21 protein-coding genes are annotated in these 20,974 nt (G+C 64.3%); 12 read left to right on the top strand and 9 right to left on the bottom strand.

Features of this window, described 5'->3' with window-relative positions:
• Positions 1-38 precede the first annotated feature (38 nt).
• From C7C56_RS11970 to C7C56_RS11960, 3 genes are all read right to left on the bottom strand, one after another.
• Positions 39-449, bottom strand: a complete 411-nt coding sequence (locus C7C56_RS11970; RefSeq protein ID WP_370660202.1) for a hypothetical protein — start codon at positions 447-449, stop codon at positions 39-41.
• 51 nt (positions 450-500) lie between these two features.
• Entirely contained in the window at positions 501-1,619 is a 1,119-nt protein-coding gene (locus C7C56_RS11965; protein ID WP_106757620.1) for a porin, read from the bottom strand.
• Positions 1,620-1,876: 257 nt separating this feature from the next.
• A complete protein-coding gene (locus C7C56_RS11960) occupies positions 1,877-2,566 on the bottom strand; it encodes a penicillin-insensitive murein endopeptidase (RefSeq protein WP_106757619.1) in 690 nt (229 codons plus the stop codon).
• Positions 2,567-2,740: 174 nt separating this feature from the next.
• Between C7C56_RS11960 and C7C56_RS11955 the strand changes: the two genes are divergently transcribed.
• From C7C56_RS11955 to C7C56_RS11935, 5 genes are all read left to right on the top strand, one after another.
• Positions 2,741-2,971 (top strand): hypothetical protein, encoded by a 231-nt coding sequence (locus tag C7C56_RS11955; RefSeq protein WP_106757618.1) that lies wholly within the window; start codon positions 2,741-2,743, stop codon positions 2,969-2,971.
• 272 nt (positions 2,972-3,243) lie between these two features.
• Entirely contained in the window at positions 3,244-4,011 is a 768-nt protein-coding gene (locus tag C7C56_RS11950; RefSeq protein WP_229458729.1) for a Crp/Fnr family transcriptional regulator, read from the top strand.
• Between the two features lie 236 nt (positions 4,012-4,247).
• Positions 4,248-4,889, top strand: a complete 642-nt coding sequence (locus C7C56_RS11945; protein WP_106757616.1) for a DUF2939 domain-containing protein — start codon at positions 4,248-4,250, stop codon at positions 4,887-4,889.
• 11 nt (positions 4,890-4,900) lie between these two features.
• Entirely contained in the window at positions 4,901-5,341 is a 441-nt protein-coding gene (locus tag C7C56_RS11940; RefSeq protein ID WP_146204445.1) for a hypothetical protein, read from the top strand.
• Between the two features lie 103 nt (positions 5,342-5,444).
• Positions 5,445-6,104, top strand: a complete 660-nt coding sequence (locus C7C56_RS11935; RefSeq protein ID WP_106757614.1) for an energy transducer TonB — start codon at positions 5,445-5,447, stop codon at positions 6,102-6,104.
• A 17-nt stretch (positions 6,105-6,121) separates the two neighbouring features.
• On the opposite strand, the gene C7C56_RS11930 is transcribed toward C7C56_RS11935, so the two are convergent.
• The 5 genes from C7C56_RS11930 to C7C56_RS11910 form a co-directional block, all read right to left on the bottom strand.
• Complete coding sequence (locus C7C56_RS11930; protein ID WP_229458728.1) at positions 6,122-6,340, bottom strand: ArsR/SmtB family transcription factor; 219 nt, start codon at positions 6,338-6,340, stop codon at positions 6,122-6,124.
• 16 nt (positions 6,341-6,356) lie between these two features.
• On the bottom strand, positions 6,357-7,025 hold the full coding sequence (locus C7C56_RS11925; RefSeq protein WP_267874695.1) for a potassium channel family protein: 669 nt from the start codon (positions 7,023-7,025) through the stop codon (positions 6,357-6,359).
• A gap of 25 nt (positions 7,026-7,050) precedes the next feature.
• Positions 7,051-7,296, bottom strand: coding sequence for a DUF3072 domain-containing protein (locus C7C56_RS30310; protein WP_267874693.1), 246 nt, complete (start codon positions 7,294-7,296; stop codon positions 7,051-7,053).
• A 43-nt stretch (positions 7,297-7,339) separates the two neighbouring features.
• Positions 7,340-9,715, bottom strand: a complete 2,376-nt coding sequence (locus C7C56_RS11915) for a TonB-dependent receptor (RefSeq protein WP_106757611.1) — start codon at positions 9,713-9,715, stop codon at positions 7,340-7,342.
• 128 nt (positions 9,716-9,843) lie between these two features.
• Positions 9,844-10,632 carry a hypothetical protein gene (locus tag C7C56_RS11910; RefSeq protein ID WP_106757610.1) on the bottom strand — a complete coding sequence of 263 codons (789 nt, stop codon included), beginning with the start codon at positions 10,630-10,632 and terminating at the stop codon, positions 9,844-9,846.
• 326 nt (positions 10,633-10,958) lie between these two features.
• On the opposite strand from C7C56_RS11910, the gene C7C56_RS11905 reads away from it, so the two are divergent.
• The 6 genes from C7C56_RS11905 to C7C56_RS11880 all read left to right on the top strand — a co-directional run bounded on the left by C7C56_RS11905 (position 10,959) and on the right by C7C56_RS11880 (position 19,547).
• Positions 10,959-11,828 (top strand): ABC transporter ATP-binding protein, encoded by an 870-nt coding sequence (locus C7C56_RS11905; protein WP_106757609.1) that lies wholly within the window; start codon positions 10,959-10,961, stop codon positions 11,826-11,828.
• Positions 11,825-13,390 carry an ABC transporter permease gene (locus C7C56_RS11900; protein ID WP_106757608.1) on the top strand — a complete coding sequence of 522 codons (1,566 nt, stop codon included), beginning with the start codon at positions 11,825-11,827 and terminating at the stop codon, positions 13,388-13,390. Before C7C56_RS11905 ends, C7C56_RS11900 begins: the two co-directional genes overlap by 4 nt.
• 207 nt (positions 13,391-13,597) lie before the next feature.
• Positions 13,598-14,401, top strand: coding sequence for a PP2C family protein-serine/threonine phosphatase (locus C7C56_RS11895; RefSeq protein ID WP_229458727.1), 804 nt, complete (start codon positions 13,598-13,600; stop codon positions 14,399-14,401).
• 10 nt (positions 14,402-14,411) lie between these two features.
• On the top strand, positions 14,412-15,152 hold the full coding sequence (locus C7C56_RS11890; protein ID WP_106757606.1) for an FHA domain-containing protein: 741 nt from the start codon (positions 14,412-14,414) through the stop codon (positions 15,150-15,152).
• Between the two features lie 53 nt (positions 15,153-15,205).
• Positions 15,206-18,712, top strand: coding sequence for a CHASE2 domain-containing serine/threonine-protein kinase (locus C7C56_RS11885; protein ID WP_106757605.1), 3,507 nt, complete (start codon positions 15,206-15,208; stop codon positions 18,710-18,712).
• A 22-nt stretch (positions 18,713-18,734) separates the two neighbouring features.
• The gene (locus C7C56_RS11880; protein WP_106757604.1) at positions 18,735-19,547 is read left to right on the top strand and encodes a PP2C family protein-serine/threonine phosphatase; all 813 of its coding nucleotides are present in this window, start codon (positions 18,735-18,737) and stop codon (positions 19,545-19,547) included.
• A 185-nt stretch (positions 19,548-19,732) separates the two neighbouring features.
• Here the strand turns inward: C7C56_RS11880 and C7C56_RS11875 are convergent, their stop codons facing one another.
• Positions 19,733-20,344, bottom strand: coding sequence for a peptidoglycan recognition protein family protein (locus tag C7C56_RS11875; RefSeq protein WP_106757603.1), 612 nt, complete (start codon positions 20,342-20,344; stop codon positions 19,733-19,735).
• Between the two features lie 175 nt (positions 20,345-20,519).
• On the opposite strand from C7C56_RS11875, the gene C7C56_RS11870 reads away from it, so the two are divergent.
• Positions 20,520-20,903: a DUF6463 family protein gene (locus C7C56_RS11870; protein ID WP_106757602.1), complete on the top strand. Its 384-nt coding sequence runs from the start codon at positions 20,520-20,522 to the stop codon at positions 20,901-20,903.
• Positions 20,904-20,974: the final 71 nt, after the last annotated feature.

Genomic DNA, 20,974 nt, shown 5'->3' with positions numbered 1-20,974 from the left:
CCCCGAGGCGGGCCCGCGCAGCGGGGCGAAGGAAAGACTCAGGGCAGCGTCAGCAGCACCTTGACGGTGTCGTCGACCGAGCTTTTGTCGATATAGGCGATGGAGCTCGGATCGGCCGCGACCGCCTTCTTGACGGCGGCGTCGCTGGCGTAGGCCTTGGGCGCCGACCCCTTGCCGGAGAACTCGATCTTGGCCCAGCCGCCTTCGACCTGGGCGAGCGACTTGCCCGCGATCTTCTTGTAAAAATCGCGCCGGATCGGCGACTCCTTGGCCTGGTCGATCGGGGTGAACTGGTTGGATTTTCCAAGGAAAAACTGCGCGGCCTGTTCGGAGAACATGCGCGACGCCTGGTTCGCGGTGTTCGTGACGACGACGATCTGCGCGCTGGCCGGCAGCGCGCATAGCGTCCCGGCAATCAGCCACAAAACGAGCGCAAGCTTTTTCATCATGTTCTCCTAATTCGTGCCGTGCACCGCGCCGACCCCGCGCGCCATCCGCGATTAAAACAGGCGATCGTACGACAGGCGGACCATCGTGACGTTGCCACCGAAATTGTGCGAGACATCCTTGTGGCGGTCGAGCTGGCCTTTGACCGCGCTGCGCGAATCGATGTCGTAACGCAGCGTCAGCGAGGCCCGGTCGTACGACTGCGGCATGTAGATGCTGTGGTCGCTCGAGATTTCCTTGTAGCGCGCGAAATTGAGGAACGGGGTCCAGCTGCCAAACCGGTATCCGGCGCCGAGGGTGAACGCGGGCGCGCTGACCCGGTAGTCGATGGCGAAGTCGCGCTGCAGGCGGGTGACCTCGCTGAGCACGAACCAGTTCTCGAAATCGAAGTTGGCGGCCAGGCCGTAGGCCGTGAGCGCGGCCGAATCGTCGAGGCCGATGCCGGGGTTGGTGCTGCGCACGTCGGTCTGCATGTAGATGGCGCGCAGGGTCATCGGGCCGCGCGTCAGTTCGGCGTCGCCGCCGACCAGATTGCTCCAGACGACCTTGGTCTTGCCATCGTAGTAGAGGCGCTGGTACAAGGCGTCCTTGACCGTCTCCTTGCCCGCGAACAGGCCCAGGCTGAGGTTGCCTTCGCCGACGGCACGCGTGTAGCGCATGCTCACGCCGTTGTAATTGGTCGCCTCCCAGCCGTACAGCTCGGGCGGCGCCGCCAGCCAGGGATAGGCCACGCCGATGTCCTGGAAGTCGGAATAGTAGTACAGCGGAATGCGCTTGCGCCCGACCTGGATTTCCAGGCTCTTGCTCGGCGCATAGCTCGCATACGCCCATTGCACGTTCGGGGTCGGATCGCTGCCGCGCGTGACGACCTGGGCGACGGCGTTGAATTGCTGGTTGAACGTGTACTTGAGCTGGATGCCGGCGCGCGATTCGGGCGCCAGCGAGAAGCGCTCGCGGTACACGCCCGCGTTGCCCCAGTCCGCCGTGTAGCAGGGGCAATCGTTGCCGTCGATCGTGGTCGGGCCCGAATAGTCGCCGGGCATGCTCGCGCTGGTGATCTTGCCGCCGACGATGGAGAGGAAACCGGAGACTTTTAAATTCGATTCGGCGCCCTCGGCGGCGGCCGTGGCAGGCAGGGCGGACAGGCCGGCGGCGAACGCGAGCACTGCCATGACACCTTTTCGGACTGGGGAACGAAGCTCGGCCATTTTCTGTCCTGTTCTTGCGCAACGCGCACAGTGCGCGCCGTCAGGTTCAGCCTTGCCGGATGGTCCGCCGCGGGTGCGGGCGGCCTGCAGGGTTGAGTAGCGCTTGAAAAAAGTATAGACCTTTGCGCTGCGTCAATGCACGTTGCAAAACTGGAAGGATCAAAAGATGTTGCATCGTCACAACGATCCCGGTTGCAAGATTGTTGCCCGGGAAAGCTTGCTCAGGGAAGCGGCCGGCAAGGCAGCGCGAAGTCGACGTGGTAGTGCTCGTCGTGCCTGATCCACGCCTTGCCACGCATGAAGGGGATGGGCGGCCTGGTCGATGCGCCCGGCTTGCCCATGCCAAGCAGGGCGATGTAGGCGGGCTCGATGATGACGCGCTCGACGCGGATGCCGTTTTTGCGCACCGCCGCCTGCAAGGCGGCCAGGTGCGCGGCGACGGCCTCGAAATCGATGCGCAGGTCGCGGTAGCGGCCGGCGGCGTCGAATTCGATGGCATAGCCGTACTTGTTGCCCGCGCCGGAAGGCAGTGGCACCGAACGCCCCGCGGGGTCGAGCACGGGCACCATGAAGTCGACCGCAGAGCCGTTCTGATGGGTGCGGTGCGGCCGGATGCGGCCGCCCCCGGCCCAGCCCGTCTCGCCATACACGTACGTCGTGGCGGGGCGCGACAAGGCCAGCATGGCGTACGCGTCGACCACGGTGCGCGCGACCGCAGCATGCACGTGGGTGCGGCCAAGCCGCACCCCGAGCGTGCTGTACGGGGCGAAGTTGGCGCCGCCGGCGGGCAGGCGCACGCCGCCCTCGAGCCGGCCCTTGCCGCTGGTGCCGAAACACACGCTGTCGGCGGCGCCGGCCAGCAGCGGCAGGGCGGCGATCAGGGAGGCAAGGGGGCGCAGTAGCCGATGCATCGACGCTTTCCGTGGCAAAAGCCCAGTGTACGGCGAAAAGCCGCCGTCCGGCGGCGCTTGCCCCTCTTGTCCTTGCGATCGACCGAGGGGGCCATGTTCGGAAGCACACAGACGCGGCGCCGCCGGGCGCTTAACTTGGGGCCCTGATCAAGCAAGCCCCACCAAGGATACAACATGAAAAAGCTCCTCTGCGCAATCACGCTGCTGCTCGGCGTCTGCCAAGCGTCCCAGGCCCAGGTGTATTTTGCCCCCGGCAGCGCCAAGCCCCTCAATCCGGGCGCGGCGGCCCAGGACCTCAACCGTCAACAGGCCCAGCCGCGCCCGAAGGTGCGCCGGGTCGTGTGCCGCGACGGCACCCGCCACACGGTGCGCGTGTGCCGCCGCGCCCATGGCGGGGTGCGCTGACATCGCGCCAGCAACGCGCCGGCAACGCGCCGGCAAAGCAGGGCCGCGACGCTCCGGTCCTGTCAATTGTAAGCAAAAAAGTTTCCAGTAGGACTTGCCCTACAAGTTTTTATCTTTACAACCTACGCGTTCGCTGCAACTCATCCGATGTGCAACATTCGCCCAAAGAATTATTCTGGTCACATTCGCTGCTGGATATAAACAGCGCAACTTGATAAAGAGAACAAGAAATGAACTCGACAACTTTCAGCAGCACAGCCGGCAACACAAAAATGGATCATCTGCGCGCGATGGACGTGGACCAACTCATGGCGCCGGCGCGTCCTCCTGTTAGCCTGTTCAGCACGCGCCAGAACGAACTGCTGGCCGCCCTGCCCGAACGCGAGATGAACGATCTCCTGTCGCAACTTGAACTGGTCGAACTGCGTTCCGGAAAAGAGCTGTTCGCCTACGGCAGCCAGCTCGAGTATGTTTATTTCCTGACCTCGTCGATCGTCTCGCTGCTGTACGTGATGGAAGATGGCGCGACCACCGAAATCGCGGTGGTGGGCCATGAGGGCGTGGTCGGCGTGTCGATCTTCGCCGGCCAGACGGCGACCTGCAGCGCGGTGGTGCAAACCGGCGGCCACGGGTTCCGCCTCAAGGCGAGCTACCTGCGCGAAACGTTTGCCCGCGGCGGCGCCATGGCGCAACTGCTGATGCGCTACACCAACGCCCTGTTTGCGCAAATGACCCAAAACGCGGTCGGCGGACGCCACAGCTCGATCGAGCAGAAGCTGTGCCGCTGGTTGCTGGACCGGATCGACCGCTCGGACTCCAACGAGCTCAAGGTCACCCAGGAACTGATCGCCATCATGCTCGGCGTGCGCCGCGAGAGCATCACGGCCGCCGCCGGAAAGCTGCAGGACGAGGGCCTGATCCAATACCGCCGCGGAACGATCACGGTGACCGACCGTGCGGGCCTCGAGATGTGCGCCGGAGAATGCTACAAGGTGGCCAAGAGCGAATACAGCCGCTTGCTGGCCGATATGGCGGCGTAACAGCGCCGCTACAAGGAGCAATGCCAAAGAGCAGCGGACAATGCTGCTCTTTGCTTTTGGGGCGCGGGCACGCCGGCTGTCGAGGCATGCTGGTTGGCGAAGCACGCTGGTTCGCGACGCCTTTGTGCGGGCCGCTCAAGTCGTTCGCGCCATGCGCGCCGTCCCCCGATGCTATGATCTGGAATACTGAAATGGCAATAGTGCCAAAGTTATTCCTCATCTGATTGTCTTGCGCCATGACATCCAAATCGCTGAAATCCCTGCTCGTGGTCGCGCTGGTGGCCGTTGCCGCCTATTGGTACTGGTCGCCCTTCCTCGCGCTTTGGCAACTCAAGTCGGCGGCGCGCGAGAATGACGCGGCCGCGTTCAACGAGCGCATCGACTTCCCCAAGGTGCGCGACAGCCTCAAGTCGCAGTTCTCGGCCATGTTCGAGGAGCGCCTGCCGGCGGCCGGCGATTTGGACGACCCGAGGGCGAAGGCGGGGGCCGCCTTTGGCGCCCGGCTCGGCGCGATGATTGTGAACAAATTCGTCGATACCATGGTGCGCCCCGAGACGATCATGCGGGCAATGCAGGACGGCCGGCTGACGGCGCCCGGCGCGGCGGCGCCCGGCACGCAGCCATCCGGCGAGGCCGGCGGCCAGGCACAGGCGACCAAGCCCAAATTGGAGTGGACCTACGAGCGCGAAGGCGTGAACAAGCTCGTCGCGTATGCCACGGACCCGCAAAAACCGACCCAGACCAACGACGAGAAACTCGGCCTGGTGCTCGAGCGCAGCGGTTTTGCGCAGTGGCGGCTGACCGAAGTGCGTTTGTCGGGCATGCCTCAAAGAGGCGCGCCAATAGCCGTCACCGTTTATGCTTCACCACCCCAATAGGAATATCAATCTTGCCTACCGATCTGCATCCTGACCATCCCGTTGTCACCGGCGACTACCAGTTGACGAAGGGCTGGCGTATTACCTTGCCCGAAAAATTTAATCGCCGCATCGAAGACGGAAGCCTGGTGCTATGGATGGCGGAGCTGACGTTCTGGCTCAACGCCTGGAACAATGAACGCCAGATCAGCGTCGATGAGCAACTGGCTTTGATCTTGCAAAGCGCGAACGCCGAACGCCGTGACGAGCGCATCGACAGGGGGGCAACGCTGACGCTGCTGACCTATGAATTGGCCGAAGCGGACCCCGAGGCCGATTCGACGCAATGCCATTCGGTCGCCGCCTACGCGATTTCGGCGCGGGGATATTTGGAAATCTCCGCCTACTTCGATTCGCCGGCCGCGCGCGCACTGGCGTACGACATCATCGGGTCGATCCGCGCCGAGGCCTGATTCCGCGGGCGGGCCCGGTATATTCACAGCCGTGAGCGACGCCACGTAGGTAAAATAAGTCCAGCCATGCCGGCTCCCCAACCATTCGCGAGTAAATCATCAAATGAAAATATTTGTGCTGGCCATTGCTAGCCTTGCCATTGCCGCTGCCGCGTCCGCGCAATCAGCTTCGCCAACGCCACCGGCAACGCCACCGGCCAGCGAGGCGGCGCCATCGCTCGTTGAAGAAGTGGTGCTGTACCCCACGCACGCGATGTACCCGCCCGAACTTGTCAAAGCGGGCGTTCAGGGAACGACAACGGTTGCCGCGCGGCTCACACCCGATGGAACAACGGAGCACGTGAGCGTCAAAGAGACATCCCGGTCCGAAAAGCTCGACGAGATTGCCGTCTCAATCGTAAAACAGCTCAAATACAAATTGAAGGAAAACGCGTCTGGAGCGTCGCCGGCGATCCTTGTCCCTGTCGAGTTTCGCAAGGACACGTTTTCGGAACTCCATAAAAAAACCTGTGAGGACCTGAACACGGACCTGGCTTACTTTACGACCGCGTTCCCGGAACGCGGACCCGGCGAGCTCGGCCTGTTTGACCTGGCGACGGGCGTCATGTTTTTCTCGTTAAAGCCATCCGACGACAAAATTGCGTTCGCAAAAAGCATCAAGGGCCGCGTTGCAAACACGATCGCCACGTGCGCCGCGCAGCCCGAGCTCAAATTCTTCCAGGTCATTACGCAGGCGTCTGCAATCGCGCCAACGAGCAAATGACGGGATGACCGAGGCCGTCAGAGTGGCAACTCGGCAAACGCCCTGAGCCGTCCCAACGCGACCTCCCCCTCCCGGCCGATGACATCGAGCGTGTGCCTGGCTTGCTCGATCTGGCCGGGGTCGAACTGCCAGTGCCGCTCGCGTCCGAGCTTGGCGTCGAGCACCACGCCCGCTTCGGCCAGCACCTTTAAATGCTTGGTAACGGCCTGCCGGCTGATGTCCGTGTTGGCTGTCAACTATGCGATCGATCTGCTACTTGGTGAATTGCTTTTTGCAGTGCGGGCACTCATGCGATTCGCGCTTGCCCACGTCGAGGACCGCCGCGGTGAGTATCGCCGCCGGCAAGGCGAATACGCCGACCCCAAACAAGGTAATCACGCTCGTCAGGATCTTCCCCAGTGGCGTGATGGGATAGATGTCGCCATAGCCGATGGTGGTGAGCGTCACGACGGCCCACCAAAGCGTCTCGGGGATGCTACTGAATCTCTCCGGCTGCGCGGGGTTCTCGACCATGTAAATCAAGGCCGCGGTGCAGTAGACCGCCGTCGGCATGACCGCCGCCGCGACGCCAAGCAAATGGGCCCGCAGCATGATGGAGTGGAGGATTCCCCGCATGGAGCGCTCGAACAATTCCAGATGCAACACGCGCAGCAGCCTGGTGATCCGGAATATCCGCAAGAAGCGCAAATCGATCGGCGCGAAAAAAGTCATCAGGACCAGCAGATCGAGTAGCAGCAGCGGTTGCAGCGCGAAGCGAAGGCGGCCGACGACCGGCCGCGAAAACTGCTTCTGTTCCATCGCCACCCACAGCCGGCAAAGGTATTCGAACATAAAGATGCACGTCGAGGCGAGTTCGAACCAGACGAACGCGGTTTTGTAGGGCAGATAGATCCCCTTGACCGTTTCGAGCGAGACGGCGATGCAATTGACGGCAGTCCGCTCGGGACTAATGGTCTTGCCCGCGGCCCGTTTTTTTCTGCAGTTCTTCGATCCGCTCGGAGGCCTGGGCCTTGGTCAGGTTCTCGTCCACTTCTTCTTTGGCCTCCTCGGACAAGGTCTTGAGGTAGGATTTTTGCGCGCCCGTCATGGGTTCGTCGCCGGTGGTCCAGTCTTTGGGGTCCTTGACCGCTCGCCCCCGGAAGTTCCTGCAGGCGCGATTCGCGCCGCCATTCCCGTCGCCTGCAAAAAGCAAAAAGGGGCTGCCGTGGCAGCCCCAGGCGAGAAAGCGCGGCCGCCTAGAACTTGGCGGCGACGCTCATGCCGATGCTGCGCGGCGCCACCCGGTAGCCCTGCACGATCGACGCCACCTGCGGATGCTGGATCACGGTGTCGTTGTCGAGCGCGTTCTTGACGAACACGCTCAGGTCGTAACGCCCGAGCGAGACGCCGGCGCTCAGGTCGGCCGTGTGGTAGGCGGGCCGTTCGTAGTCGGTCTGGTCCGGGTTGAGCGAGCCCTTGCTTGAACCGACCCACTGCATGCCGCCCATCACAAAGGCGAACTGGTTGCCGAGAGCGAAGTTGTAGCGCGCGTTGACGGCCGCGTTGTATTCGGGGACGCCCTGGATCCGCGCCCCTTTGACCGCGCCGACGATACCGTTTTGCAGGCCTTTGTCGTTCGACAGTTCGGCCTTCACATAACCGCCCGATGCGCTCAGCGTCAGGCCCGCCATCGGCTTGGCCCTGATCTCGAACTCGAGGCCCTTGCTGACGGCGTCGCCCGCGTTGGCGTTGTAGGTGTAGGCGCAGGTCGGCAGGTACACGCCCTGCTGGATGTTGCTCCACTTGACGTAGAAGACGCTGGCGTTGACCGACAGGCGATTGCCCAGCAGGCGCGACTTGCCGCCCGCCTCATAGCTCCACAGGCTGTCCGGGGCGTAGGTGGCCGGCCCCTTGTCGATGCCGTTTTGCTGAAGGTCGGGGCCGCAGGTGGTCGGCGGCACGAACACATTGGAGCCGCCGAGGCGGAAGCCCTTGGCCACGCTCGCGTACAGCGTGTTGGCGGGATCGACCTCCCAGGTCAGCGCGAACTTCGGCGTGAACGCCGTCGACGACAGCGTGGTGCTGCTGTTGTTGCCGGCGCCGGCCAGGTACAGGCCGTTCCTTTGGTCGAGCGTGGACTTGCCCTTGAGGTAGCGCGCGCCAACCGTCCCGTGCAGCTTTGGTGTGAAGTGGTAGTTGGCCTCGCCAAAGACCGAGGCTTGCCTCTCGCTGTAATGGAAGGCCCCCGAGAACGAGTTATCGTTGGGGAAGGCGCCCGGGAACGAGTCCGGGAGGATGTTCGGGTCCTCGCTGCTGAAACCGAATTGCGCGAACGTCGCGTTGACACCGAAGATCGGATCGTTCTCGGCGATGTTGGTGTGCTGCTTGGAAAAGTACACCCCGCCGATCCAGGTCCACGGCGACAACGCCGCATCGTAGGGCTTGGAGGCGAGCCGGAATTCCTGCGACACCTGGCGCACCTTGTTGTTCAGATAGACCGCAGACGGCAGCGCGGCGATGGCGTCGATCAGCGCCGGCGGCGCCGTGACGCCGTCCTCGGTCGAGGTCAGAAAGGTCGACAGCGAATAGCTGTTGTACGCCGAACCGTTCTGGGTGCGGTCGAACTTGCGCTCGAAAAAGCTCGAGCTCGAGGTCAGGTCGGCCTTGCCCAGATCCCAATTGAGGGTCACGTTGGGCGTGAGCAAGATGTCTTTGGACGGCTCGCGCACCTGTTTCAGCGCCTGGTAGTTCGGCAGGTCGGTGTTGAATGCCGAGATATCCTTGGCGTCCACCTTTTGGTAGTACAGCGACGGCGTGATGGTCAGCGCCGGCGTCGGCTTCCACTTGAGCGCCACGCGCAGTTCCTGGTCGGCGACCTGGTTGATATCCTTGGCCAGCACATTGCCGCCGCCATCGACCTGCTTGATGAAGCCGCCCGTGTGCTGGGCCTGCGCGCCGATGCGCAGCGCCAGTTCGTTCTGTATCAGAGGAATGTTGCCCACCACGCTGCCCGCATAGCCCGGACTGCCGCCCCTGGTGCCCGAGGCCTCGCTGTAGACGTTGAACTCGCGCGCCTTCAAGTCCGGTTCGTTGGGCACGAATTTGATGGTGCCGCCCATCGAGCTGGCGCCGTACAAGGTCGCCTGCGGGCCGCGCAGGACCTCGACGCGGTCGATGTCGAAGAACTTCGGCTCGACCGAGCCCATCGTGTAGACGTTGCCCACCGTGATAGAGACCTCGCCCAGATAGATGCCGACGGTGGCCGCGCCGGCCGCCGAACTGATGCCGCGGATTTCGATGTTGGAGGTGCCGGGACCGGCGCCGCCGTTGCCGCTGGCGGCGGTGAATGAAATATTGGGCACGATGCGCGTCAGGTCGGTGATGTCGTTCACGTGCTGGTTTTGCAGTTGCTCGCCGCTGACCGCGGAAATGCTCATGGCCACCTTGTTCGGATCCTCCCTGCGCTTTTGCGCGGTCACCGTGACCACCTCGATCTGGTCGGACATGGCGGCCGGCTTGGCCCTGGCCGTTGTTTCGCCGCCAGTTGCCGCCTGCGCCATTGCGGCGGTCGATAAAACTGCCGTTGCCGCCGCAAGGGAATAGCCAAACACTGCCGGTGGACGAATTTTCATGCCTGATCTTTCCTTTATCGGATCGGTTTTTTTGCCAATAGTGTTGCTTCTCTCAACGTTTCAAATATTACAGCAAAATCGGCGCGGCGAAATCCTTTTCTTGCCCGATGGTCTTTACCGCGCGGCGTTCATGCGTGCGCGAGTGCGATCGCTTGAAAAGATGAATCGGGGTCTAGATGAAAATCGGCCGGCATCAGTTTGTAGTGGCCAAGCGCCCGCTCCACGCGCACGAACCCGACATCCTCCGCGCGGCGGTAGGCTTGCAATCCACGTTCGATGCGCTCGTCATGCGACGAGAAATCCTTGAACCGGAGACGGAAATCGCTCCCAAAGTAGGCAAAGGCGATTGTCGGCCGTCGTGCCAGATACTTGATGAGCCCGTTATCGAAAGCGTCGAATGCCCGCGCCACCGCCGGTGCGACTATGTGTTCCTGCTCCCAGCAAAGGAATGCCATGAACAACGTTTTGCGCTGTTCCCTTGAAAAGTGCGAATCGCGTTGATTCGACTCATGGCATGCGCACAGGATGTCGGCAAACGCATCACCGATCACACCGCGGATATAGCCGTCGCCGCCATGGAGTTTGGTGTAGTGATAGATGGCATAGGCCTCCGCGCACACGCGCCGGTTGATATCCCTGAATTTGTCGGCAAAATCTGCGATCGCCTGCAGTTTCGCGCGGCGCGCGCCGGGGCTCAATAGATAGCGCAAAGAAATCACCCTGCCGCCCAACATACCTTTCTTGAAGTAGCCGCACGCCCACAGGGCGCCATGCGCGGCGATCAGGGGAAAGACACTCCTTTTTCCCGAGTCGGCGTACAGGTGGTGGTAGACACAGGCACGCCGGCGCAGGTCACCGAGTTCGCCCGCCAGCGCGTATCCCTTTTTTCTTAATAATTCATATGACGTGGATGTCATGCATGCCTCGGTTGTTATGTGCGACGTTGAAGGAAACCAGCTTGCTCCCCCTTCCAGACGCAAACGCCGTGCCACCACTCCTGCGCGTCCAAGTCATTGATCCTGCGGCGGTTTATCTTCCTTCATCCATGCCCGCTGTAAGGCTGCTATACAGCCGGGCGCGCTGGGGCTATCAAGTTCGCTTACAGCGCGATCAAACAGGCTTTGTCGCCGCTTTCGGCCCTTGGTCGGCTGGCGGGGCCGGTCCGTCGCTTTGGGCCCGCCGCGGCGGCCCCTATTTCATATAGTGGCAACCTGATTGACCACATTGAGAAAGCGCGGGCGCCATGCTGGAGATGCGAAAGGTAGGAAAAATATACGGTAAGAACGTGGTCGCGGTGGACGACGTCAAACTCACCCTCGAGGCCGGCGTGGTCGGCCTGATCGGCCACAATGGCGCCGGCAAAACCTCGCTGATGCAGATGATCGCCACGCTGACCCGGCCCACGACCGGGCACATCCTGTTCAACGGGACGGACATCGTCAAAGACCCGGATGCGATCCGCCGGCGGCTCGGCTATTTGCCGCAGGACTTCGGCGTCTATCCCAACCTGAGCGCGCTCGAATTCCTGCAGTACTTTGCCGCGCTAAAGGGCGTGTCCGATCCGCGGCGCCCGGTCCAGGTGCTGGAACTGGTCAATCTGCACGGCCTGGCCGCGCGCCAGGCGGCGACCTTTTCCGGCGGCATGCGGCGCCGGCTCGGCATCGCCCAGGCCTTGCTCAACGATCCGGACATCCTCGTGGTCGACGAACCGACAGCCGGACTCGACCCGGAGGAACGCCTGCGCTTTCGGCACCTGCTGTCCGAACTGGGCATGCGCAAGCTCGTCATCGTCTCGACCCACATCGTGTCCGACATCGAAGACATCGCCGGCAGCCTGGCGATCATGCGCTCCGGTAAGCTGGTGTCGTTCGGCACGCCCGACAGCTTCATCGCCAAGGCGCGCGGCCAGATCTGGTCGGCCACGCTCGCGCCCGGCGCGTACGAGGCGCTGGGCCAGCAGGTCAAGGTGCTGCAGGCCAAGCGCGGCGCGGCCGGTGTCGCGGTGCGGATCGCCCATCCCAGCGTACCGTGCGGCGGCGCGGTCGCGGTCGAACCAACCCTCGAAGAATCGCTGATGGCCCAGCGTTACGCGGTGCGGGAGTTGGCGGCATGACGCGCGCGTTGTTGTTCACGATGGTCGTGGGCGAGGCGTGTTTGCGCCTGCGCCGCGGCAGCACCCACGTCCTGCTGTTGGTTGCCGCGCTGGCCGCGTGGTTCATGGTCGTCGATCCGGCCACGGGCTACAACATGCTGGTGGCCAATTCGGCGCGCGTGGCCTACAACAGCACCGGCCTGGCGCTGGGCAGCAGCGTGCTGGCCACGTCGCTGCTCGGCTTGTTCGGCTTTTACCTGGTGCGGGGCCGCGTCGACGACGATTTGCGCAGCGGCATGGGCGGCGTGCTCGCGACTATGCCTGTCAGCAACGCAAGCCTGATCCTGGGCCGCTGGGCGGGCGCGGTGCTCTATCTGGGCAGCCTGATATTGGTGCTCGCGCTGACCATGTGCGTGTTGCAGTCCGTGCGCGGCGAGGGCGTGGTCGCCCCACTCGTGTACCTCCAATTTTACGCGCTCACGATTTTGCCGAACATCTTCTTCTGCGCCGCCATGGCGGTGCTATGCGAGTCGACGCGGCCGCTGATGGGCAAGACGGGCGACGTGTTGTACTTCTTGTTCTGGCTGGCGCAGGTCAGCGTGGCCGCCGTGTTCGTCAGCCTGAACACGGGCGGCACGTTTGCGCTGGCGTTCGACGCCACCGGCGTGGGCGTGCTGACCCAGCGCGGGCAGCAACTGTTGCAAACCACAAGCATGGCGGTCGGCCTGAACCCGTTCGACAAGACCGTCGCGCCGGTCGTCATGGCCGACAATTTCTGGACCTGGCAGATGGTGCTGACCCGCTTCGCGGCGGCGTTCGCGGCGGCCATTCCGCTGGCCCTCGCGGCCGGGCTGTTCCACCGATTCTCGCCGGACCGGGTGCGGGCCCCGGCCTCGCGCAGGACGTGGGCGATCGGTGGGGGCATCAACCGCGCGCTGCGCCCGCTCGACGTGTGCTCGCACCTGCTGTTGCGCGCCTCGGCCCGCCTGCCGCGCCTGCCGGGACAGCTCGGCGCGGAACTGGCGCTGACATTCGCCGCCTATCCGCTCACCGGTCCGCTGCTGTTGCTGAGCGTGGCCGCCGGTTCGCTGCTCGACTACGCGATGCTGCCGTGGCTGCTGCTGGCCGCGGTGCTGTATTGGGGCGTCGTGATCGCGGACCTTGGCGTGCGCGACCACGCGGCCGACACCGAAGCGATCAGTTCGTCGATGCCGGGCGGCGCCATGCGGCGCTATTGGCGCCAATGCGCGGCCGCCGTTCTGCTGGGCTTGTTGCTGACCGCGCCCGTCATGGCGCGCTGGGCCGGCGCCGAACCGCTGCGCGCCTTCTGCCTGTTCGGCGGCATGCTCGCGCTGACCGGCCTGGCCCAGTTCCTGGGTAGCACCCTGCGCACGGGCCGCGCCTTTACCGTGCTGTTTTTGTCGGGCCTGTACATAGTGGCCCAGTCGGACGATGTCGCCGCAATGGACCTGCTCGGCATGCACGGCGAGGCCACCGCGGCGTCGATCGCGCAACAAGCCGCAGCCGGTGTCGCCTTGCTCGTTGCGGGGTTTGGCTTTGCGCGGCGGCGCGGCTTGCAATAGGCCGGCCGCAAACACCCCTGGCGCCCGCCAAGCCCCTGGCCGGCGCTGTTGCCCCCGCACCGCTTGGGGCCGGCCAAGCAAAAAGCTTGTGTCATTCCAACAATACTTGCGCTACGATATGCGTTGATCAGCATATTTACATTTTGCGGCAGCCGCTTCGACCACGCGCCACCGCAAGTTCGCATGTCCAACCGAGGGGGAGAAAGTGTGGCGCCCAACCAAGCAGTAGAGATTGCCTGCCTGAGCGACCCGGGCCAGGCGCGCGAGCATAACGAGGACAGCCTCGCCTGCGTGCCCGAGCTGGGGATCGTGGTGCTGGCCGACGGCATGGGCGGCCACAACGCGGGCGAGGTCGCCAGCGGCATGGCGACCTCGCTGATCTCGGCCGGGCTCGCGCGCGGCTGGACCGCGCAGGCACTGGAGGGCCTAGACCGCGACGCAGCGCAGGCGCTTTCGCGCGCCCAATTGCAACAGCAACTCGACGCGGCGAACCTCGCCATCTACCAAAAGGCGGAAAGCGAGCCCGACTGCGAGCAGATGGGCAGCACCGTGCTCGCCTGCCTTTTCCATCACGATTTTGTGAGCGTCGCGCACGTCGGCGACTCGCGCCTGTATCGATTTCGCAACGAAGCGCTGGAACAAGTCACGCGCGACCACTCGCTGTTGCAGGAGCAGATCGATGCCGGCTTGTTGCGCAAGGAAGACGCCCACCTGTCCGCCAACAAGAATTTGCTCACGCGCGCCTTCGGCGTCGATCCGGACGAACCGGGCGAGATCCACAGCCACGACACCGCGCCGGGCGACATCTACCTGCTCTGTTCGGACGGCCTGTACGGCATGGTCGGGGACGCCGACATCGAGATGGGCATCTCGATCATGCGCGACAACCTCGGCCTCGCGGCGCGCCAGCTGGTGCAGGCGGCCAACGACGCCGGCGGGCACGACAACATATCGGTGGTGTTGGTACGGATCGCCGGCGGGCAGGTAAGCGCACAGAACGAATTTTTTTAAGGGCAACATCATGGCAAAGCTGATTCTGAGTTTTGAAGGCGTCGTGCAAAAGACCTTCCTGATCGACAAGGAGCGCATGACGCTGGGGCGCCGCCCCGAAAACGACATCCAGGTCGACAACCTGGCCGTCTCCGGCGCGCACGCGGTGGTGCTGACCATGGGCGGCGACACCTTCCTCGAAGACCTGGCCTCGACCAACGGCACCTTCGTCAACGGCGAGCCGATCTACAAACACTTGCTCCGGGCGAGGGATGTGATCGAACTGGGCAAGCACACGCTCAGCTTCGTGCCCGATCCTCCCAGGGATGCGAACCAGAATTTCGACAAGACGATCGTGATCCGACGTCCGCCAAAAATCGCGCCGGGCGCCCCCGTGCCGCCACGCCAGGCGGGACCGGCGACCGTGATGGCGGCGCCGTCGGCCCCGGGCGCGGCGACGGTCACGGCGCCGCTGCCGCCGCCGATCGCGGCCGTGCGCGAGGCGGTCCTGCATGTGCTGTCGGGCGCGGCGGCCGGGCGCAGCCTGCCGCTGACCAAGGCCTTGACCAAGCTCGGCGGTGGCGGCCAGGTGGCCGTGATAGCCCGCCGTCCGAACGGGTATTTCATCACCCACGTGGCGGGCGACGCGGTGCCGCTGTTGAACGGCAGCGCGCTTGGCACCGACCCGCGCCAGCTGGGCGAGCGCGACACGATCGAAATCGCCGGCACCCAGATGCGTTTCGAATTCCTGCCACCGGCCTCGGCGGCGTAAAGGGCGCGGCCGGCGACGGCCCCGCCGCACATTTCTTCAAGAGGGGCTGCGCCATGGCGATAGCATCTGGTAAGCGCGCCGCGTGGTGGACCACGGATTGGTTCATCGGCGTCCTGGTCGTTCTCGCGGTGTTGCTGCTCAACGGCGTGAGCGGTTTTTTTGACACGCTCGAGCAGCGCCTGTACGACGTCGCCAGCACCAGCACCCAGCGCCGCCCGTCCGAGCGCATCGCGATCATCGCCATCGACGACCAGAGCATCGCCAACATCGGGCGCTGGCCGTGGCCGCGCGACGTGCACGCCGGGCTGATCGACAAGCTGGCCGCCGCCAACAGCAAGACCATCGCGCACACCGCCTTTTTCTTCGAGCCGCAGACCGACCGCGGCCTGCCCTACATCGAGAAGATGCGGCAGGTGCTGGGCGCGCCCGAGGCCGCCGCGGCGCCGCTCGGCGCGGCCACCGCGGCGCAGTTGCAACAGATCATCGGCGAGGCCCGGCAGGCGCTCGACACCGACCGCATTTTGGCCAAGAGCATGGCCGGCGCCGGCAACGTCGTGATCGCGTCGTTCTTCGAGCTCGGCGAGCCGCTCGGCAAGCCGGACGCGCCGCTGCCGCCGTTCGCGGCCAGGAGCGCGGTCGACACCATCGACAACTTCGCGCTCGCCGCGGTCTCCGGCGCGCAGCCGATCGCGGTCATCGGCGAGAGCGCGGCCGGCGTGGCCCACCTCGACCAGTTGTTCGAGGTCGACGGCGCGGTGCGGCGCGAGCCGCTGCTGGTCGACTACTACGGCCAGGCGATTCCCTCGATGAGCCTGCTCATCGCGGCCAAGAGCCTCAATCTCGACGCCAGCGCGGTGCGGCTCAAACCGGGCGTGTCGGTGCAGCTGGGCAAGCTGCGGATCAAGACCGACCCGGTGGCGCGCATGCTGCCGCAGTTTTACAAGGCGCGCGACGGCAAGGCCCCGTTCGCGGTCGACTCGTTCTTCGACGTCATGAGCGGCAAGATCCCGATGTCCAAGTATGCCAACAAGATCGTCATCATCGGCGCCACCGCGGCCGGGGTCGGGCAGTCGTTCGCCACGCCGGCGGGCCCGGCCATGTCGTCGGCCGAGTACCTGGCGCACGTGACGTCGAGCATTTTGAACGAGCATTTCATCGTCCAGCCCGCGTGGGGCGGGGCGCTCAACATCGGATTGCTGGCACTGGTCGCGGCCTACCTCATCGGCGGCCTGCCGCGCTTGTCGGCCGGAAAGGCGGCCCTGATCACCCTGTCGGGCTTCACGCTGCTGCTGGTGGTCGAATTCGCCCTGCTGTCGGCCTCGGCGGTATGGCTCCAGTTCGTGTTCGCGGCGTCGCTGCTGATCATCGGCCATCTGGTGCTCACGACCAAGCGCTTCCTCATGACCGAGGCGGGCAAACTGCGCTCGGACGAGGAGTCGGCCGAAACCAACCGCATGATGGGACTGGCCCTGCAGGGACAGGGCCAGCTCGACGCCGCGTTCGACCGTTTCCGCCGGGTGCCGTTCGGGGACGCGCTGATGGACAACCTGACGAGCCTGGCGCTCGACTTCGAGCGCAAGCGCCAGTTCAACAAGGCGCACGCCGTGTACGAATGCATGCGGCAGCACGACCCGGAGCACAAGGACATCAAGATCAAGCTCGAGCGCGCCAAGAAGTTGTCGGAGACGGTGATGCTGGGCGGCGCGTCGCACGCGGGCGGCACCTTGCTGCTCGACGGCGGCGGGGTCGAGAAACCGATGCTGGGCCGCTACCAGGTCGAGAAGGAGCTGGGCAAGGGCGCGATGGGCGTGGTGTACCTGGGCCGCGATCCAAAGATCGGGCGCGTGGTGGCGATCAAGACCATGGCGCTGAGCCAGGAATTCGAGGGCGGCGAGCTCGACGACGCGCGCGCGCGCTTCTTCCGCGAGGCCGAAACGGCGGGCCGCCTGCAGCACCAGCATATCGTGACCATTTTCGACGCCGGCGAGGAGCACGACCTCGCGTACATCGCGATGGAGTTCCTCAAGGGCGTCGATCTGTCGGACGCCAGCAAGGCGCCGTTGTTGCCGGTGGCGCAGGTGGTGTCGATCGTCGCGCGCGTGGCCGACGCGCTCGCCTATGCGCACCAGCAGGGCGTGGTGCACCGCGATATCAAACCCGCCAACATCATGTGCGACTTCGCCAGCGACACCGTCAAGGTGACCGACTTCGGCATCGCCCGCATCACCGATTCGAGCAAGACCAAGACCGGCGTGATTCTGGGAACGCCGAGTTACATGTCGCCGGAGCAGGTTGGCGGCGACAAGATCGACGGCCGCTCGGACCTGTTTTCGCTCGGCGTGATGTTGTTCCAGATGCTCACCGGCGAGTTGCCGTTCCAGGCCGATTCGCTGGGCCGGCTGATGTATATGATCGCGACCGACCCGGCCCCGGACGTGCGCAGCATCCGCCCCGAGCTGTCGGCGCAACTGGCCGGCATCGTCATGCTGGCCATGAACAAGAAGCCCGGGGACCGCTACCAGGACGGCGCGCGCTTCGCGGCCGACCTGCGCGCCGAGGGCGTCGCCTCGACCGACGCGTCGGCGGCCGACGCGTACGCGGCCCTTGCCCCGGCAAGCCCGCCGGCCTTGTCGGACGCCGAAACGATGGGCAGGACGATGGTGCTGGAGCGGCCAGCGGCGGCGCCCGCCAAACCGGCCGCGTACGCGGCGACGATGGCGCTCGACCGGCTTGCGCCGAGTGTTGCGCCGCTGTCGGCGGAGGCGGCGTTGCCGGAATATGCGCGGACGATGATGATCGATCGGACTGCGCCCCCGCCGGCCGAGCCGGTGTCTGCGGAAACGGCGGCGAGCGAACGGCAGTCGCCCCCGGAGCCGGAACCGGAACCGGAACCGGAACCGGAACATTCAGATTACGCCGAAACAGTGCTTGTGGAACAGTCGGAGACGCAACTATCGGACTATTCGGCAACGGTGGTTGTGGAACGGGCTGTCGCGCTGCCGTCCGAGTACGTGGAAACAGTGGTCGTCGAAGGATCTGAAGCGCAATTGTCAGACCATGCCGAAACGGTCGTCGTGGAACGGGCTGTTGCGCTGCCGTCCGAGTACGTGGAAACGGTGGTCGTCGAAGGATCTGAAGCGCAATCGTCCGACCATGCCGAAACGGTGGTCGTCGAGAGATCCGCGGCGCAATTGCCCGACCATGCCGAAAGCGTGGCGAGCGATCCGCAAACATCGGCGGCTCCCGGGGCACCGCCAGCGCCAACGGCGAGCGCTGCGGCTGTGCCGCCGGCGCCTGCCGCGGCCGAGGTCGTGGTCGTGTTGGGGCCTGCGGCCGGACGCACGCTGGCGCTGACAAAAGCGCGCACCAAGCTTGGCCGTACCGGGGCGCAAGTGGCTGCGATCGAGAGCAGGCCGGACGGCTTCTTTCTCGTGTTCCTCGAGGGCGAGTCCATGCCCCTGCTGAATGGCGCGGCAATGAACGGCAAGGTGGTCAAACTGGACCACGACGACACCATGGAAATCGCGGGCACCACCATGCGGTTTTCACTCAAGGCGTAGTTTTGAAGGGAGCCGCCAATCAATGATCATTCAAATAGCCGCAGAAACAGATCCGGGCATTGCCCGCGAAAACAACGAGGATGCGATCGCCTTCGACGAGGTGGCGGGGCTGTGCATTCTGGCCGACGGCATGGGCGGGCATAACGCCGGCCAGGTCGCCAGCGGGATGGCCGCCGCCTTCATCGAGTCGGAGATGCGCACCTGGCTGTCGGGCCGCGACGGGGTACTGGTGCGCGGCGAACTCGAAGCCCAACTGGCAAGCTGCATCACGATGGCCAACGAGGCGATCTTCAATATGTCGCAGTCGAACCGTCAATATGGCGGGATGGGGACGACGTTGGTGGTCGGCGTTTTTAGCGGCGACAGCCTGTTGCTCGCGCACTTGGGCGACTCGCGCTGCTATCGACTGCGCGCCGGTGCGCTGGAGCAGATCACCAAAGACCATTCAGTGCGCCAGGAACAGATCGATTCGGGCTTGGTGATACCGGAGGGGGGCATGCCGACGCAGAACCTGATCACCCAGGCGCTGGGCGTCGACGGCGTGGTGAACCCGGAAATGAACTGGCACGAGATCGCGCGCGACGATGTGTATTTGTTTTGCTCGGACGGCTTGACCGATATGATCGACGACGCCGCGATCGCGGCCATTTTGGCGGCCGGCAAGCTGCAAACCCGCCCGCAACTGCTGGTGGGCGCGGCCAACGCCGCCGGTGGCACGGACAACATCTCGGTGCTGCTGGCCAAGGTACGCGAGCGCCGGATCAATAAATTGTTTTCGTCAGCGCGGGGCGCGATCAACGGGGTCTGGAAAGGCAGGCGGCGGACCGATAGGTAGACGGCGCCGGCTAGATCCAAGGCTAGGAGCCTGTCGGACTTAGGATCGTCGGCTGCAAAAAGCGCTGGGCGGTCCATATTTCGCCGCTTTATCGGCCAATAGCTCGCTATTGGCACTGCGAAATCGTCAAAATCTGTCCTCGTCCAGCACTTTTTTCGCTTCGACTCCCTAAGCCCGACAGACTCCTAGATCCGGCCGATGCCGGCCAGGCGCAGCGCCACCTTGTGGCGGAAATAGCCGCTCTCCAGATAACGATACAAATTCTTGCCCGGACACAGGGTTTGCGTGTGGTCCTTGTGGCCGCGGATGCTGTCGATCGACAGGCCGTGCCGCGCTACCAGCAAGGCCATCATGTCCACCACCGCGTCGAGTTGTTGCTGGTTCGGCTCGACGTCTTCAAAGTTGCCCACCACCTCGATCAAGGCCTGCCCCTTCGGATCGTACGTGGTGTTGGTGTCGCCCGCGTAACGAAGGTCGCGCGCGGCGAAGGTCTTGCCCTCCAAATCGACGACGTAGTGGTAGGGAATGTCGATCCATTTCTTGGTGTCACGCGACCAGCGCTGCAGCGTGCGCAAATACTGCGCGGGATCGGTGCCGGCTTTGTAGGTCTCTCCCTGGTGATGCAGGGTGATGCCGACAATAATGTGCGGCCGTGCCAGCGCGGGATCCGCCGGCGTGCTGCCCCAGCCGTGGACAGCGACGATGCCTTGCTCGATCCCGGCGAGCGTGGCGGGCCCCGCGGCGAAGGCTGGCAGTGCGACTAAAAGCGCAAGGAATAGCGAGGCGGGCAGTTTCATGGGGGGAATGTCAAAAGGAAATTTGCCGATTGTACGCCCCACGGATTCATCCCGGCACCTGTCGCTTTGGCTCAAAATTGCATTTCAAACCACAAAAACCGCGTTCCATCGCAATTCGGGCATGTTGCGATTTCCATTCCCGTACATTCGCGCCTTCCACATAGAGAGGTACATTATGAAAAACAAGAAAATCTGGATCGGCCGTTGGATCATCTTCGTGGCCGCCGGCCATTCGCTGCTTGGCCTGGCGGTGTTCTCGAAAGTGCTGGTGCGCATGTTCGAGCGCGGGGTGTTCAATAGTGTGGGGGCCGACCCCGGCGCCAACCTCGCCACGTGGTTCCTCATGTTCGGCGCCGTGCTCGCATTGCTCGGCATGGCGCTCAACGCCCTCGAGCGCCACCAAGACTTTCCCGCGGCCCGTTCGCTTGGGGTCGGCATTTTGCTGATGACCATCGCGGGTGTGGTGTTGGTTCCGGTCTCGGGATTCTGGCTGGCCTTGCCGGCGGCCATCGCCCTGGTGTGGCAACGAAAAGCGCCTGTGGCTGCCGCGATGGCGTGACAACGGGGGGCCGCGATATCAGCCCTGATTTATTCCCGATGAGGCCGGCAACCTAGCCCCACGTGGGCTGT

The organism is Massilia glaciei (assembly GCF_003011895.2).
GTDB classification, from domain to species: domain Bacteria; phylum Pseudomonadota; class Gammaproteobacteria; order Burkholderiales; family Burkholderiaceae_D; genus Telluria_A; species Telluria_A glaciei.
The sequence above is the reverse complement of the archived record's forward strand: the minus strand, read 5'-3'. Positions and strand labels throughout refer to the sequence as shown.